Raw genomic sequence first — 15,691 nt, 5'->3', positions numbered from 1 at the left:
ACGTCCGTCGGTGGACGACGAGCGATCGCAGGGTCAGGATGGACGGATGGCGACCGCACGCGTGGGGATGTCGGGGTGGACGTATGCGCCGTGGCGCGGCGCGTTCTACCCGAAGGGCCTGCGGCAGGCCGACGAGCTGAGTTACGCATCCGAGCGCGTCACCTCGATCGAGCTCAACGGGTCGTTCTACTCGCTGCAGAAGCCCGCGAGCTGGCGCAAGTGGCGCGAGGAGACGCCCGACGACTTCGTCTTCGCCGTGAAGGTGCCGCGCTTCATCACGCACATCCGCCGCCTCGACGACGTCGCGGAGCCGTTCGCGAACTTCCTCGCATCCGGCCTGCTCGGGCTCGGACCGAAGCTCGGCCCCCTGCTCTGGCAGCTGCCCCCAACCTCGACTACGACCCCGAGCTCATCGAGCGGCTGCTCGCTCTCCTTCCCCACGACACGGAGCGGGCGCTGGAGCTGGCGCGCGGCCGCGGCGAGCGGATGCGGGGCAAGGAACTGCTCGAGATCGACGAGCCGCGCCCGCTGCGCCACGCGATCGAACCGCGGGCTCACAGCTTCGACGACCAGGAGTTCGCCGACCAGGCCGCCGCGGCGAACGTGGCCGTCGTGCTGGGCGACAACGAGGGACGCTGGCCGCGGCTCGACTGGGTGACCGCCGATTTCGCCTACGCGCGCCTGCACGGCGACAAGGAGCTGTACACCTCGGGCTACGACGACGCGGCGCTCGACGACTGGGAGGAGTGGACGCGCGACCACCTCGACCACGACCGCGACGTGTACGTCTACTTCGACAACGACGTCAAGGTGCGCGCTCCGTTCGATGCGATGTCGCTCGTGGCACGATTGGCCAGATGATCGATCCCGCCGCGCCCTCGCCGTTCGTGCTTCCCCGGCGCCCGCCGAGCTGCTGCTCGAGACCGACCGCCTCACCCTGCGTCCCCTCACCGACGACGACGTCGAGGCGATGACGGTGTACCGCGGCGATCCGGACGTCTGCCGTTTCCTCCCGTTCCCTCCGCAGACGGCCGGCGACATCCGCGCACGCATCGGCCGCGTCTTCGGCTCGACCTCGCTCGAGGGCGAGAACGGCGGTGTGCCGGTCGCCATCGTGCGACGCGACGACGGCGAGCTCATCGGCGACCTCGTGCTGTTCCACCTGGACGCCGCGAACGGCACGGTCGAGATCGGCTGGGTCATCCGCCCGGATGTCACGGGCCGCGGCTATGCGACAGAAGCCTGCCGTGCACTCGTCGACGCGGCATTCCGCATCTACGGGGTGCGGCGCGTCGTGGCGCGTATCGACGCCGAAAACACGGCATCCGCGCGGCTGGCGGAGCGGCTCGGCATGCGGCTCGAGGCACGGCTCGTCGAAAGCGAGTGGTACAAGGGCCGCTGGGGCGACGAACTCGACTACGCGATCCTCGCGCGCGAATGGCGGCAGGGCGGACTTCCTCCAGCCTGAGCGCGACGCGACCGGAATCTGCGCTATTCTCGTGGCGCTCGTGAGAGCGCTCCCACGTCCACCACACAGAAGGCAGCCGATGACCGACTACCTCCCCTGACCGACTGGCTGAAAGCCCAGACCGACACCTTCGAGACCAAGAAGCGCCTGCTCGTCTTCACCGACCTGATCCACAAGCCCACGGGTGAGAAGGTCGTCGAAGGCTTCCGCTACTTCCACACCGGGATCGACGAGCTCGTCGCGGCGTTCGACGCCGACGACATCGCGGCGATCCGCGATCTCGAGTACGCGATCGACGATGACGGCGATGTCGACACGAGCGGCGTCTGCCTGCTGGTGGCCTACACGCCGAGCGGGCCTTCCTCGCTGCGCAGCCGCAGGAGTATCGCGACTACGTGCCCACGCTCGTGCGTGAGCCGAAGTACCTCACCGTCGGCTCCGACGCCCGTGAACTCGCCATCGCGCTCGACCAGTCCAGCTGAGCCATCCCGCCGGGCCACGGGCTGCGCGGCACGATCGTGTGCCGCGCAGCCCGTGGTTATTTCACCCCACCCGTCGCGAGGCCGCCCACGAGCCGCTTCTCGATGAGCATGAAGAGCACCACGACCGGAACGATCGCCACGATCGAGATGCCGAACACGTACTGCCACGAGGTCTCGTACTGCCCCACGAACTTCGTGAGTGCCACCGAGAGCGGTTGATTGCCGGCCGTCGACAGGATCACGAGCGACGCCGCGAACTCGTTCCACGCGGCGACGAAGGTGAAGACGATCGCCGTCACGAGCCCGGGCCAGACCAGTGGCAGGTTGATGCGGAACAGGGTCGCGAGGCGCCCTGCCCCGTCGAGCTGCGCCGCCTCGTCGATCTCGCGAGGGATCGAGGCGAAGAACGAGTGCAGGATCCAGACCGTGAAGGCGAGATTGAACGCGGCGTTCGTCAGGATCATCGCCGCCCAGGTGTCGTGCATCCCGAGCGCCACGAACTGCCGGAACAGGCCCGAGGTGAGCACCGCCGGCTGCAGCATCTGCGTCGTGATGACGAGCGCGAGGAAGGCGAACCGCCCGGGGAACCGGAACCGCGCCGTGTAGTAGGCGGCGGGCACCGCCACGAGGAGCGCGAGCACCGTGGCGCAGCTCGCGATCACGATCGTCGAGATGAGGTTCTGCACGAGCGGTGTCTCGGGCGTCGACCACATCGTCAGGTAGTTCTCCCAGTGCCACTCCCGCGGAAAGTAGGTGGGCTCCACCGAACGGATCTGCGCCTTCGTCTTGACCGAGCCGAAGAACATGATCGTGTAGGGCAGCACGAACACGACGAGCACGACCAGACCGCCCAGCATCCGCAGCAGCACGCGACCGAGCGGCACCTGATCGCTCGTGTAGCGTCGGCGCCGGATGCTGCGCGACGCGGTCGCGGAGGTCACCTCACACCTCCCGCATCGGGCGCACGACGCGCACGTAGACCGCGACGATGACGAGCACGATCACGAACGCGACGACCGAGAGGGCGCTCGCCACATCGACCTTGTGCTGGTTCTGGATGTACTTGAAGATCATCGTCATCACGGTGTCGGCGTCGTATCCCGGGATCGATCCCGTCATCACCTTGAGGATCGGCAGCGAGTTGAACACGTTGATGATGTTGATGAGCACCGCCACCGAGAGTGCCCCGCGCAGTTGCGGCAGCACGACCGTGAGATAGCTGCGCGCGGGGCTCGCGCCGTCGACCTTCGCGGCCTCGAGGGTCTCGGTCGGGATCGTCGCGAGGCCCGCCAGGATCGTGTAGGTCGTGAAGGGCAACGACACGAAGATGGCCACGATCACTGCCCAGGCGAAGGCGGTCTCGGCGTTGCGCGTCCAGCCGTAGCCCTCCGGGGTGTCGACGAGTCCGACGTCGACGAGGAACCGGTTGATGATGCCGAAGTAGGGCTCGAGCCCGTAGTACACGACCATCGTCGTCATCACGACCGAGGCCGCCCACGGGATGATCACGACCATCCGCACGAGCCGTCTGCCCGGGAACGCCTTGTCGAGGATCTGCGCGATGCCGAGCGAGAGCACGACGGTGACCCCGACGACGACCACGACCCACACGACCGTGCGGCCCAGGATCGGCCAGAAGTACGGGAAGGAGAACACCTCCACGTAGTTGGCGAACCCGGCGGAGCCCTTGTCGACCCCGGAGATGGAGATGTCGCGGGTCGAGTTGTAGACCATCACCCCCGCAGGGAACAGCACCACCCCCAGGATGAGCAGCACCGCCGGTGCGAGCCACGGCAGGGCCGCGAGCGATGCCCGCGGCCCGCCGGCGTGCGAACTCCGCACGCGATCAGCCTGCGTCGACCTGGGTCTGGATCTCGGTGAGGACATCCTGCGCGGACTTGGACTGGATCTGACCGAAGAGCGCCTTGAAGGCCGAGTCGGCCGCCGACCACTTCGGATTCGTGCTCGGATAGAACTGGGCGTCCGGGAGCACCTCGAGGAACGGCGCGAGCGCCTCCCCCCGCGAGCTGCTCAGCACCCGACTTCGTCACCGGAAGGAAGCCCTCCGCCTTCACCCACGGCACGTACACGTCGGCCGAGTAGAAGTAGTCGAAGAACTTGGTGATCGCGTCCTGCTTGTCGCCGTCGTTCTGGAACGCCATGAGCTGGTCGGCGACGCCGAGCGTGAAGGGCGAGCCGTCGTTCGTCGGGATCGGCACGATCGAGTAGTCGAGGTCGGGGTTGTTCTCGGCGATCTGTCCCACCGTGGGCGGGAGGCCGACCTGCATGCCGATCTTGCCCTGGATGAAGATGTCCATGAGCGGCGAGCGGTCGGTCGAGCCCGGGTCGGCCTGGGTGGCGCCCGCGTCGATCATCTTCTTGATCTGCTCGGCGCCGGGCAGGTTAGCCGGGTCGTCGATCGTGATCGCGGACTCGTCGCCGAACGTGCCCCCACCGCCCCACAGCCAGACGGCGGCCTCGGCCTGTGCCTCTTCCGATCCGAGCGGCATGCCGTAGCCGGCGATGCCGTTGCCGAGTGCGGAGATCTTGGTCGCGGCGTCGAGCAGCTCGTCCCAGGTGGTCGGGGGCGTGGCCACTCCGGCCTGTTCGAGCAGCGCGTTGTTCACGAAGAGCGCGCGCGCGGATGCGATGAACGGCAGGGCGTAGGTGGTGCCGTCGAGCTGCTCGTTGGCGAGGAACGAATCCTGGAAGTCGCTCAGCGTCTCGGGCGAGGTCACGTCCTCGGCCGCATAGAGCAGGTCGTCGGAGGCGAAGCCGGCGAACGGACCGCCGTTGTAGATGTCGGGGGCCTCACCGCTCTGCACCTTGGTCGAGATCACCGACTCGAGGTTGTCCCACGACTGCACCTCGAGCTTGACGTCGATGTCGGGGTTGGCGTCCTCGAAGCCATCGATCACGTCCTCCCACAGCCCCTGGGTCTGGTCGGAGTAGCTCGGCACCAGCAGGTCGAGCGTCATGCCATCGGAGTCGCCGGTGCCCCCACCTCCCCCGCCGAATCCGCAGGATGCCAGCGTCAGGGCAACGGTGCCCATCGCCACGATCGCCCCCGCCCGGGTGGTGCTCTTCATGGTCCCTCCGTCTGGACGCCGACCGACCCACCCGTCGTGGGCCGTCGTCGGCCGCCCGTCGCGGAGGCAATCTACGAGCCCCCGTAGCGAGGGTCAAGGGTTTCCGGGAAATTAGTTCACCGTCCTGACAAACCCGGGACCGCGCATTCTCGGAAGCGCTCCCGGGAACACGGGGATGAGAGCGCGACCACGCCCGCGAAAAGCCTCAGCGCTCCGCTTCGTCTTCGGCGGCCCACGCGCGGGCCCGCTCGGCGGCGATCTCGGGTGCCCGCAGCGCCTCCTCGCGGCTCGCGAACGGCCCGTCACGATCGACACCCAGCGACTGGGGGCCCTCTTCGACCTCGCCCGTCTTGTTGTTGTACCACCACTGGGCCATGCCGCCTCCGTCCGCTCGGTACTCTTGACCCTATGCCTCGCGACGCCGCCGGTCACCTCGTCGCCGGTCAGGTGTCTGCGCGGCGCGACGTGCCCGCATCCATCCCCCGCCCCGAGTACGTCGGGCGGCCCGGCCCGCGCCCGTTCACCGGCTCAGACGTCTACACCCCCGACGAGATCGAACGCATCCGCACGAGCGGTCGGATCGCCGCGCAGGCGGTCGATGCGGTGCGCGCCGCGATCCGCCCGGGCATCACCACCGAGGAACTCGACGCGATCGCGCATGACTACCTCGTGGCCCACGACGCCTATCCGTCGACGCTCGGCTACCGGGGCTTCCCGAAATCCAGTTGCACCTCGGTCAACGAGGTGATCTGCCACGGCATCCCCGACGACACCGAGCTCGCAGACGGCGACATCGTCAACATCGACATCACCGCCTACCACGACGGGATGCACGGGGACCTCAACGCGACCTTTCTCGTCGGCGAGGTCGCTGCGGAGGCGCGCGAGCTCGTCGAGCGCACGCGCGAGGCGCTCGCCCGGGGCATCAAGGCGGTCGCGCCTGGCCGCGAGATCAACGTCATCGGTCGCGCGATCGAGAGCTACGCCCGTCGGTTCGGCTACGGCGTGGTGCGCGACTACACCGGCCACGGGGTCGGACGGGCGTTCCACACGGGCCTCGTCGTTCCGCACTACGACGCCGCCCCCGGCTACGACACCGTGATGGAGGTCGGCATGGTGTTCACGATCGAGCCCATGCTGACGCTCGGCACGCCCGAGAAGCCGGGCACGAGCGACTGGGATGAGTGGGCCGACGGATGGACCGTCGTCACCCGCGATCGCAGCCTCACCGCGCAGTTCGAACACACGCTCGTCGTCACCGAGACGGGCGCCGACATCCTGACCCTGCCCTGACCGGCACGACGCATCCGGAGGAGACATGACCGCACTCGCCGTCGGAATCGACATCGGAGGAACCGGCATCAAGGGGGCGCTGGTCGACACCGAGCGCGGCGCGCTCGCCGGAGAGCGCGTCAAAGTACCGACGCCCGAAGGCGGGGAACCGGATGCCGTGCTCGCCGTCGTCTCCGAGATGGTCGCGGGCTTCGGCCCGGCCGCCGCAGGGGTGCCCGTGGGCGTCTGCTTTCCGGCGATCATCCGCCAGGGGCGCACGATGTCGGCCGCCAACGTCTCCCAGCGCTGGATCGGGCTCGCGGCCGAAGAGCTCTTCGAGCAGGCACTGCAGCGCGACATCCACTTCGTCAACGACGCGGATGCCGCGGGCGTCGCCGAGGCGCGGTTCGGTGCCGCCCGCGGCGTCGACGGCCTCGTCATCATGACCACCCTCGGCACGGGGATCGGCAGCGCGTTCCTCTACGACGGCGTGCTGATCCCGAATACCGAGCTCGGCCACCTCGAGATCAAGGGCGAGGACGCGGAGACGCGTGCCGCCTTCTCGGCGAAGGAGCGCGACGACCTCGATTGGAAGGCCTGGGCGAAGCGCCTCCAGCGCTTCTACGCGCACGTCGAGTTCCTGTTCTCGCCCGAGCTGTTCATCGTGGGTGGTGGCGTCTCCAAGAGCCACGACGACTTCCTGCCGCTGCTCACGCTCGAAACCCCGATCGTGCCGGCAACCCAGCGCAACAATGCGGGCATCCTCGGCGCCGCGTGGCTCGCAACGCAGCCCGGGCACCGAAACAGCCAGATTTCAGTTCTGTGAAATCTCGCGTCACCCTCTCCACCCCGGCGCCGCGTTGTATTAGGTTGAGCTAACGCCCCAGATCAAGGGGCGCATGCACCAGAAGAAAGCAGTCACATGCCTAGTGGAACCGTGAAGTGGTTCAACGCCGAAAAGGGATTCGGCTTCATCACCCCCGACGACGGCGCTCAGGACGTCTTCGCGCACTACTCGGCCATCGAGGCCAAGGGTTACCGCACTCTCGAAGAGGGTCAGCGCGTTGAGTTCGAGGTCGCGGAGGGCCAGAAGGGTCCCCAGGCCGCCAACATCCGGCTCGCCTGACGACACACTCCACCATGAGGAAGCGCCTCCGGACCAGTCCGGGGGCGCTTCCTCATCTGTGAGACGAACGGGTCGGCCGATACGCCGGGTTCTGTCGACCTCCCGCGCCGTGACGCGGGAGACGGACGGCCATCTCTCTCGGGACTACGTTGCCGCAGCCCTCCAGCGGTCTACCCGATGCCTCGGCGAGCAACCTCGGCGGCATCTGTCTGACCTTGCTCCGGGCGAGGTTTACCCAGCGAGCCCGATCACTCGGGCCCCTGGTGGTCTCTTACACCACCGTTTCACCCTTACCCCGACGCGACGAGCGCGCCGTGGCGGTCTACTCTCTGTTGCACTTTCTCGCGGATCACTCCGGGTGGGTGTTACCCACCGCCCTGCTCTGTGGAGCCCGGACGTTCCTCGGCGCGTGCACGCGTCGTCAAGACGCGCGGGCACGCGACGCGACCGTCTGGCCGGCCCGTTCGCCCCCTCAGGATAGCCGCACGCGGGTGGGGATCAGATCCCGGACTCCGCCGTGCGCACGAGGATCGCGTTCGAGTCCGGACACAGCAGCACGTCATCCGGGGCCGCCGCGCGAACCGCGCCCAGATCGGTCGCGTTGAGGGCCACGCCGCTCGCACTCGACACCCCGCCGCGCAGATGCGACGCGCCCACCCCGTAGCGTTCACGCTGCTTCTCGTAGAGCGCCAGCAGCTCGGTGGGCACGCGAGCGGCGATGGTCTGACGATCGGTGGCGGTGGCGGCGCGTTCCCGCTGCAGCGATGCGGCGCCCTCGTCGCGCGCGGCGGTGGTGGCAGCGACCCGGCTGTCGAGCTCCGCCAGCGCGGCGCGCGTGGCGGAGAGGCTCGTCTCGTGCTCCTCGACGCGCTCCATCACGACGAGCTGGATCTCCTCGAGCTCGTCGCGACGGCGCGCGAGCGCGGCGAGCTCCTGCTCGAGCGCCTGCACGTCCTTGACCGAGGAGGTGCCCTGCAGCCGCTCGCGGTCGCGCGTCATCCGCGCCTCGACGACCGCGACATCCGACTCCACCCGGCCGAGTTCGGCCTGGGCATCCTCGAGGGTGCCGGTCTGCTCGGCGAGGGTGCGCCGCAGCGCCAGCGCCTCGCGCTCGAGCTCGGCGAGCTGCGCCGTCTCGGGCAGATTCCGCAGCTGGTTGTCGAGTCGCTGCACGCGGGTGTCGAGGTCCTGCAGCTCGAGCAGCAGCGCCTGGTCTTCGGGAGCGGCCTTCAGGGCCATGCGGTTTCCGTTCTGTCGGGGTCGGATGCGGATCGCTCTAGACGAGCGCGAAATCCCAGGGGTCGGTGCGCAACTCGCTCACGGTCACCGTGACCTCGGGCAGAGCAGCACGCAGCGCGTCGGCGGCCGCGTCGAGCCAGAGCCATTCGGCCGCCCAGTGCGACACGTCCAGCAGGGCGGGGCCGCCCGCCACGCGCGCGTTCTCGCGCGCCTCGGACGCCGGATGATGCCGGAGGTCGCTCGTGATGTACACGTCGGAGGCGAGCACCTCGGGGTGCGTGAGCAGTGAGTCCCCCGCTCCCGCGCACAGCGCGACCCGCCGCACCTCGGCGTGGTAGTCACCCGCGCCGCGGATCCCTTGCGCGGTCGCCGGGAGCACGCTCTGCAGCCCGCGCGCGACCTCGCCGAGCGTCACGCCCTCGGGGAGCGTGCCCACCCGGCCGAGACCCTGGCTCGAATCGGTCGCAGCCGGCACGATCGGTCGCGTGTCACGCAGGCCGAGCGCCCGGGCCAGCACGGCGGAGGTGCCCTCGGCCACGATGTCGGCGTTGGTGTGCGCGGCGAGGAGTGCGCATCCCCGCGGATCAGGCGTGCGATCACGGCGCCCTTGTAACGGTCTTCGGCGACCGAGGTCACGCCGCGCAGCAGCAGCGGGTGATGCACGAGCAGCAGCTGTGCGCCCGCGTCGACCGCCTCCTCGGCGGTCTCGACGACGGCGTCGACGGCCAGATGGATCGCGGAGACCTCGGCGAGCGGATCGCCCACGATCAGGCCGGGGGCGTCCCACGACTCCGCTCCGGCGAGTGGCCAGAGGGCGTGCGCGGTCTCGATGACGTGCGCGAGAGAGGGAGCCACGGCCTCAGTCTACGAGCGGACTCGCGGCGGGCTTCACTCCCTCCATCTCATCCCGATCCCGCTCCTGGCGGCGGATCGACGGCACCCCCGACACGATGGGCAGCAGCAGTCCGAGAGCAAGCGCGACGAGCACCCCGATATCGCTCGCGGCGAGAATCGAATCCGGATCGATGCCGAACGGCGCGTAGAGGAAGCCCTCCCAGGTGAAGCCGCCGAGGTGTGCACTGACGAGGCCGAAGCCGATCGCCGAGATCACGACGAGGCCCACCACGTTGGTCCAGCGGACCGCGGGATAGACGCCGCCTGTGGCGAGCAGGGAGGGCGTGTGGAAACGACGCAGGCGGATCATCATCTCGCTCGCGAAGATGCCCGTCCAGGCCGCGACGGGCACGGCGATCGTCGTGGCGACGTCGGTCACGAGGGCGCGGGTGTCGCTGCCGAGCAGCAGCAGTCCGACTCCGAAGAGCGTGACGAGCACGGCGGCGACCGTGGTCGCGAGCGACCGCGGCAGGCGCGCGCCCGCCGCGACGAGTGCGAGGCCGCCCGAGTAGATCGTGACGATCGCGCCCGAGACGAGCCCGAAGCCGGCAGCCGCGAGCACGGGCAGTCCGAGCCCCTCCGGCACGATACCGACGAGCGTCGCGAGCGGAGCCCGTGCCAGACCGTCGGCCAACTCCGGGTCGGACGCGGCGAGCACCGCTCCCCACGAGAGGATCGCGAGGGTCGGCACGATCACGCCGAAGGATCCCCACAGCATGTTCGCGGCACCGGATCCCACGGTCTTCTGGTAGCGGGCGAGATCCGAGCTCGACTGGGCCCAGGCAAGTCCGACGACGCTGAAGACGAGCACGGCACCCCCGACCGCGAGCAGCCACGGCCCATCGTCGGTGCGGAGGGCGGTCGCGATGTCGACGTGCGGCGCGGTCACCACGATCGTGGCCACCACGAGCACGGTCGACAGGATGCCCAGCACGCGTTGCACTCGATGCAGCAGCCCGTAGCCGAGCACGGCGACGATGCCCGCGAGCACGGCTCCGATGGCGAGCGAGATCAGGGCGGTGACCCCGAGACCGGTCTGGCCGGGGGTCAGCACGGCGGCGGCGGTCACGGCGAGCAGCCAGAGCAGCACCGCACCCCAGAGCACCCGGCCGATCACGGCGAGCACGGCGGGCAGGATGTTGCCGACGAGTCCGAAGGTCGCGCGCGACACCACCATCGTGGGCTGACCGCTCCACTTGCCGGCGAGCGACCCGAGTCCCAGTGGCAGCGCGGAGAGGCCCACACCCGCGACGACCGCGACGAGCACCTGGCGCAGGCTCATGCCGAAGGTGAACAGGGTGGCCGACACGGCGATCATGACGATCGAGGAGTTGGCCGCGAACCACAGCCAGAACAACCGGGCAGCGTGACCGGCACGTCGCTCGAGCGGGGTCGGCTCGAGTGCGGCCGTCTCGACGGCCATTGCGGGCGGATCGCTCGGTTCAGCCGGCACGACGGGTTCGCCGACGGCGACCATCGTCGCGGTGGACGCGGGAGCGGGAATCACGGATGCGACCCCCGCGTCATCAACGGGGATCGGCGCGGCGAGGTCCGCGCGATCGAGGTCGTCGATCCCCTCGGCCTCCGGGTCACCCGCGGCGTCGGGCACGACGAACGCCTCCGCGGGCGGGGGCGCGAACGGAAGTGCTGCGACATCTGGCGGTGGTGCGTCTTCGAACCCGGCGACGGGAACATCGACGGCTGCTGCCGCGGTGGGTGGGGGCAGTTGCGTGACGTCCACCGGCCCGTCGGGACCGTCGACGGTCGTCACGGGCGGAGGAAGCACGGGTGCCGGAAGCTCCGACACGGGCGGAGGGGTCAGCGAGGCCGGGTCGATCGTTCCCACCTCGGGAGCGGCCGGCGGTTCGACGAGCGGCGGAGGCGCGAAGCTCGGCGGCGGGGCGGTCAGCCAGGCCTCGTCGCCCGAAGCCGTTCCGTCGGTCTGCTCCTCAGCGGACGCGACGGGCTCGTCGAGCGCGACAGGTTCCTCGAACGCAGCGGGAGCCGACGCGGACTCCGCGACCTCACCCTCTCGTGACGGATCGGGCGCTTCCGTCCATCCCGGCAGTGACGTCGCGGGCGATGCCGCCTCTGCGCCGCCCCAGGCGTCCGCCCCGAACGCCGCTCCCACGCCGGGTGGCGGCTCGGGCGCATCGACGACCGGATCGAGTCCCTGTCGCCGGCGCAACTCGTTCTCGAGCAGCAGGATCGCATCGAGTGTGGAACTGGCGGCTGCCTCGTGCTCGACCGTCCGGCTGAGCTCATCATCCGGAAGCGCCGCGTCTGTCGGCGTCCCCGAGTCGAAGGTGGGCTCCGACTCGAACGGCGTCGAGCCGAGCGATGGTGCGGGCGGAGCCTCGAACTGCGACGCGCCGAGCGGGGGCGGCGCGACGGGCTCCGCGAACGGCGTCGCATCCGCGACAACCGGCGGAGGCATCACCGACGGAGCGGCTATGTCGTCGGGCAAACCGAGGTCGGTGGGCTCCGGATCGGAGGCGACCTCGTCGGGAGCGACGTACTCCGGTGCGGGAGGCGGCGGCGGAACCGGCAAGGGAGGCGGCAGATCGGGCTGCACCTCGGCCGGGTCAGGGCGGAAGATCGGGTCGGAGTTGGCCACGGGAATCGTGATCGGGCCGGTGTACATGGCCCGCTGTGCCGCGAGAGCGGCGGCCAACTCGTCGTCGTTCGCACCGGATGCCGACGCGTTCGACGGCGCCACGTAGGGCGGCGGATACGCGCTCGGTGCGGAGCGCTGCTCCGCCTCGTCGCGCGGGGGTTCCTGGCCCGGCACCTCGCTCATGCGTGGAAGTCTAGGGCGGCACCTCGCGCGCGCCCAGGAGGCCGGGCCGAGACGAGCACGGCGATTCCTCCGAGAATGGCGAGCAGCCCGACCCACGCCACCGGTTCGAGACGCTCCCCCACGACCGCGACGGCGAGCACCGTGGCCACGAGCGGCTCGAGCAGCGCGATCGTGGTGACCATCGATGATCGCAGCGTGCGCAGGGCGACACCGACGAGCAGATAGGCGATGAACATCGGACCGACCGCGAGATACGCCGCGATCCCGAGCGCGCTCGCATCGGCAAGCAGCGGGGCACCCGTCAGTGCGAGCACGGGAAGCAGCAACACGGCACCGCTGCCGAACATCGCCCCCATCGTGCCCCGCGACGTGCCGCCCGCCGCGATCGCCCGCGCGGAGGCGTAGGTGTACAGCCCATATGCGAGGCCCGCGAGAAGCCCTGCCAGCACGCCCGGCAGCACGCGCCCATCCGCCGCGTCACCCGGATGCCGCGCGAACGCGAGCATGGCCACCCCGCCGATCGCGAGGGCCGTCGCGACGACCCAGCGCACCGTCAACGGACGTCGTTCGAACAGCCACTCGAGCAGAGCAGTCACGACCGGGCCGCTGCCGAGGGCGACGACGTTGCCGATCGCGACCCCCGCCAGATCCATGCCCGTGTAGAAGGCGAGCGGGTAGACGAAGACCCCGATGGCGCCCGCCGCGATCCATCCGCGCGCCGGGCCGCGCAGCACGGCGACGCTCAGCCGCGGCGCCGTGACGAGGAGCAACATGCCGCCGACGCCCATCGTGGCCGCCCCCGTTGCCAGGGGGCTCACCGCATCCGGCAGAAAGGCCGCTGCCGTTCCCGTGGTGCCCCAGAGCAGCGAGGCGATGACGATCGCGAGCACGGCCGAGCCCCGACGAGGTTGCATGAGGGCGAGCCTATGTCGCCGGTAGGATCGAGGGCACGGGCTCTTAGCTCAGTTGGTTAGAGCGCCACGTTTACACCGTGGATGTCGGGGGTTCGAGTCCCTCAGGGCCCACCGCCGTGACCGCCGCCTCGTGCTGGAGCTTGTTCCAGATCCGCGCGAGGTCGCGCAGGTCGTCGTCATCCAAGCGGTCGAAGAAGAGTCGACGCAGGTCGGAATGCTGCCGACGCCACGCGTCTCTCAGCAACGCGCGCCCGGCGGGAGTGAGCACCGCCAGGAGACCGCGCTTGTCGTCGTCCGCGGGACGTCGCTCCATGAGGCCGCGGCGCTCGAGCCGATCGGCGAGACGGGTGAAGCCGCCCGTCGACATCAGCCGCTCCCGAGCCAGGTCGGACATCCGCATCCCGTTCGCGCCCGCGCGGGCGAGGAGCGCCAGAACGCTGTACTCGGCCATGCTCACGCCGAGCGCTGCCAGCCCCGCCTCGACGTCTCTCCAGATCTGGTCATGCGTGCGGAGGAACCCCTGCCAGGCGTCGTCTTCGAGTTGCGTCAACCGGGGTGCAGCCATGGGGTGAGCCTATGACGCCGACTGCCGTCGCCGACCGATTACATCATCGGGAATAGTTGTCTGCGCAGACAGTGTTATAGCCCCCGGACCCGCACACTCCTCCGCGGGCCCAGAAGGAGAGCACAGCGATGACCGAGATCACCACCCCCAGCCGTCCCAGCTTCGAACTGGGGCACATGAGCTTCGTCGAGCTCACGCAGGACCCGCTCACGGGCGCCATGCCGACGGCGCAGCAGCGCGCACGAGAGACCATCGAGCAGGCACGCGTCGCCGACCAGGCCGGCCTCGATCTCTTCGCGATCGGCGAGCACCACCGCACCGACTTCGTCGGCTCCGCTCCGGCCGTCGTGCTCGCCGCCGCAGCCGCCGCGACCGAGAGGATCCGGCTGACGAGCTCGGTCACGGTGCTCAGCTCGGACGACCCGGTGCGGGTGTGGGAGCAATTCGCGACACTCGACCAGCTCTCGAACGGCCGGGCCGAGATCATCGCGGGTCGCGGCTCGTACGTCGAGTCCTTCCCGCTCTTCGGCTACGACCTCGCCGACTACGCCGACCTGTTCCGCGAGAAGCTCGACCTCCTCCTCGCAATCCGCGCCCAGAACCCGATCTCCTGGTCGGGACGGCTGCGACCCGCTCTCGAGCAGGCGGACGTCGGACCCCGTGCCGTGCAGGAGGAGCTGCCGGTCTGGGTCGCGGTCGGAGGTTCGGCGGCCTCGGCGGTCAGCACGGGACGCCTCGGTCTGCCGATGGCCATGGCCCTGCTGCTCGGGCCGCTCACCCTGCACGAGCAGACCGTCGAGCTGTATCGCACGGCTGCCGAGCAGGCGGGACACGACCCGGCGACCCTGCGCACGAGCATCAACGTGCACGGCTACATCGCGCGCACGAGCCAGGCCGCGCGCGACACCATGTACCCGTACTTCGCGCGCGGCATGCGCGACAACAACCACCAACGTGGGCAGGGCTTCGATCTGCCCCGTCAGGCGTTCGACGCACAGAGCTCTCCCGCGGCCGGTCTCCTGGTCGGCAGCACGCAGGAGGTGATCGACAAGCTCATGGACTACCACGAGTTCTACGGGCTCGATCGCGCGCTCATCCAGATCGGGTTCGGAGGCATGCCCCAGGCGGATGTGCTGGCCGCCATCGAACTGCTCGGCACCGAGGTGGCTCCCGTCGTGCGTCGGGAAGTGGCTGCCCTCTCCCAGAGCGCAGCATGACCGACACCGTCGTACGCGACTCCGCCGGCACACGTGAGCCGGCATCCGAGACTCCCCGACCCGCACCCTGCGCGTCGCGGTCGTCAACGGAAGCCCGAGTGAGAAGTCCAAGACGATGGGGCTCGCGGATGTCGCACTCCAGACCCTGCGTGACGTGCTCGGACGGCGCGGCATCCGGGTCGCCGACACGCGCGTCGACGTCTACCGTCTCGGTGCGGGCTTCACCGGCGCGCTCGATCGGGAGGGTATCGAGCCCAGCGTCGAGACGGCGCTGCGGGATGTCGAGAACGCGGATCTGGTGATCGCCGCCACGCCCGTCTTCCGCGGCTCCTACACCGGCATGTTCAAGCACTTCTTCGATCTCGTGGATCAGTACGCCCTCGCGAACACGCCCGTGCTCCTGCTCGCGACCGGGGGCGGCGACCACCACGCGCTCGTGCTCGAGCACGTGCTCCGACCGCTCTTCGGGTTCTTCCAGGCGATGACCCTGCCCGTGGCGGTCTTCGCCTCGTCGGGAGACTTCGATGGCACCGTGCTGCTCAACCCGCGGGTCTACGGTCGCGTCGAACTCGCCATCGCCGACGTCGCATCCGTGCTCGAAGAACGCGCCTCGCCGGCATGACTC

Annotated in this window: 15 protein-coding genes, 1 tRNA gene, 1 other RNA gene and 2 pseudogenes; 9 read left to right on the top strand and 10 right to left on the bottom strand. The window is 69.6% G+C overall.

Features of this window, described 5'->3' with window-relative positions:
- Positions 1-46: 46 nt before the first annotated feature.
- From QQK29_RS18920 to QQK29_RS13835, 3 genes and pseudogenes are all read left to right on the top strand, one after another.
- Positions 47-346, top strand: a pseudogene (locus QQK29_RS18920) (DUF72 domain-containing protein); the annotation flags it as partial.
- A 140-nt stretch (positions 347-486) separates the two neighbouring features.
- On the top strand, positions 487-861 hold the full coding sequence (locus tag QQK29_RS18915) for a DUF72 domain-containing protein (protein WP_488803245.1): 375 nt from the start codon (positions 487-489) through the stop codon (positions 859-861).
- A complete protein-coding gene (locus QQK29_RS13835) occupies positions 827-1,468 on the top strand; it encodes a GNAT family N-acetyltransferase (protein ID WP_284301116.1) in 642 nt (213 codons plus the stop codon). Before QQK29_RS18915 ends, QQK29_RS13835 begins: the two co-directional genes overlap by 35 nt.
- Positions 1,469-2,006: 538 nt before the next feature.
- Here QQK29_RS13835 and QQK29_RS13830 read toward each other — a convergent pair.
- The 4 genes from QQK29_RS13830 to QQK29_RS13815 all read right to left on the bottom strand — a co-directional run bounded on the left by QQK29_RS13830 (position 2,007) and on the right by QQK29_RS13815 (position 5,415).
- The gene (locus QQK29_RS13830) at positions 2,007-2,891 is read right to left on the bottom strand and encodes a carbohydrate ABC transporter permease (protein ID WP_284301114.1); all 885 of its coding nucleotides are present in this window, start codon (positions 2,889-2,891) and stop codon (positions 2,007-2,009) included.
- A 1-nt stretch (position 2,892) separates the two neighbouring features.
- The gene (locus QQK29_RS13825; protein WP_284301112.1) at positions 2,893-3,726 is read right to left on the bottom strand and encodes a carbohydrate ABC transporter permease; all 834 of its coding nucleotides are present in this window, start codon (positions 3,724-3,726) and stop codon (positions 2,893-2,895) included.
- The gene (locus QQK29_RS13820; protein WP_284301107.1) at positions 3,684-5,039 is read right to left on the bottom strand and encodes an extracellular solute-binding protein; all 1,356 of its coding nucleotides are present in this window, start codon (positions 5,037-5,039) and stop codon (positions 3,684-3,686) included. The genes QQK29_RS13825 and QQK29_RS13820 overlap by 43 nt, the downstream gene beginning before the upstream one ends.
- Positions 5,040-5,244: 205 nt before the next feature.
- Positions 5,245-5,415 (bottom strand): methionine aminopeptidase, encoded by a 171-nt coding sequence (locus QQK29_RS13815; protein WP_284301105.1) that lies wholly within the window; start codon positions 5,413-5,415, stop codon positions 5,245-5,247.
- Between the two features lie 32 nt (positions 5,416-5,447).
- Between QQK29_RS13815 and map the strand changes: the two genes are divergently transcribed.
- From map to cspE, 3 genes are all read left to right on the top strand, one after another.
- A complete protein-coding gene (gene map / locus QQK29_RS13810) occupies positions 5,448-6,332 on the top strand; it encodes a type I methionyl aminopeptidase (RefSeq protein WP_284301102.1) in 885 nt (294 codons plus the stop codon).
- Between the two features lie 25 nt (positions 6,333-6,357).
- On the top strand, positions 6,358-7,137 hold the full coding sequence (gene ppgK, locus QQK29_RS13805) for a polyphosphate--glucose phosphotransferase (RefSeq protein WP_284301101.1): 780 nt from the start codon (positions 6,358-6,360) through the stop codon (positions 7,135-7,137).
- Positions 7,138-7,233: 96 nt separating this feature from the next.
- Positions 7,234-7,437, top strand: a complete 204-nt coding sequence (gene cspE, locus QQK29_RS13800; RefSeq protein ID WP_284301098.1) for a transcription antiterminator/RNA stability regulator CspE — start codon at positions 7,234-7,236, stop codon at positions 7,435-7,437.
- Positions 7,438-7,501: 64 nt separating this feature from the next.
- Here cspE and rnpB read toward each other — a convergent pair.
- From rnpB to QQK29_RS13775, 5 genes and pseudogenes are all read right to left on the bottom strand, one after another.
- An RNA gene (rnpB, locus tag QQK29_RS13795) (RNase P RNA component class A) lies at positions 7,502-7,900 on the bottom strand.
- Positions 7,901-7,935: 35 nt separating this feature from the next.
- Positions 7,936-8,676 (bottom strand): zinc ribbon domain-containing protein, encoded by a 741-nt coding sequence (locus tag QQK29_RS13790; RefSeq protein WP_284301097.1) that lies wholly within the window; start codon positions 8,674-8,676, stop codon positions 7,936-7,938.
- Between the two features lie 37 nt (positions 8,677-8,713).
- Positions 8,714-9,531: pseudogene (locus QQK29_RS13785) on the bottom strand (Nif3-like dinuclear metal center hexameric protein).
- A gap of 4 nt (positions 9,532-9,535) precedes the next feature.
- Complete coding sequence (locus QQK29_RS13780; RefSeq protein WP_284301095.1) at positions 9,536-12,370, bottom strand: purine-cytosine permease family protein; 2,835 nt, start codon at positions 12,368-12,370, stop codon at positions 9,536-9,538.
- The gene (locus tag QQK29_RS13775; protein WP_284301093.1) at positions 12,367-13,284 is read right to left on the bottom strand and encodes a DMT family transporter; all 918 of its coding nucleotides are present in this window, start codon (positions 13,282-13,284) and stop codon (positions 12,367-12,369) included. The genes QQK29_RS13780 and QQK29_RS13775 overlap by 4 nt, the downstream gene beginning before the upstream one ends.
- Positions 13,285-13,321: 37 nt before the next feature.
- Here QQK29_RS13775 and QQK29_RS13770 point away from each other — a divergent pair.
- Positions 13,322-13,395, top strand: a tRNA-Val gene (locus QQK29_RS13770).
- On the opposite strand, the gene QQK29_RS18770 is transcribed toward QQK29_RS13770, so the two are convergent.
- Positions 13,355-13,735 (bottom strand): MarR family winged helix-turn-helix transcriptional regulator, encoded by a 381-nt coding sequence (locus tag QQK29_RS18770; RefSeq protein ID WP_488803249.1) that lies wholly within the window; start codon positions 13,733-13,735, stop codon positions 13,355-13,357. The two genes, QQK29_RS13770 and QQK29_RS18770, sit on opposite strands and share 41 nt — an antisense overlap.
- A 242-nt stretch (positions 13,736-13,977) precedes the next feature.
- Between QQK29_RS18770 and QQK29_RS13760 the strand changes: the two genes are divergently transcribed.
- Positions 13,978-15,066 (top strand): LLM class flavin-dependent oxidoreductase, encoded by a 1,089-nt coding sequence (locus QQK29_RS13760; RefSeq protein ID WP_284301088.1) that lies wholly within the window; start codon positions 13,978-13,980, stop codon positions 15,064-15,066.
- Between the two features lie 43 nt (positions 15,067-15,109).
- Positions 15,110-15,688, top strand: a complete 579-nt coding sequence (locus QQK29_RS13755) for an NAD(P)H-dependent oxidoreductase (protein WP_284301978.1) — start codon at positions 15,110-15,112, stop codon at positions 15,686-15,688.
- Positions 15,689-15,691: the final 3 nt, after the last annotated feature.

This window comes from Homoserinibacter gongjuensis, from assembly GCF_030161875.1.
GTDB classification, from domain to species: Bacteria; Actinomycetota; Actinomycetes; order Actinomycetales; family Microbacteriaceae; genus Homoserinibacter; species Homoserinibacter gongjuensis.
The sequence above is the reverse complement of the archived record's forward strand: the minus strand, read 5'-3'. Positions and strand labels throughout refer to the sequence as shown.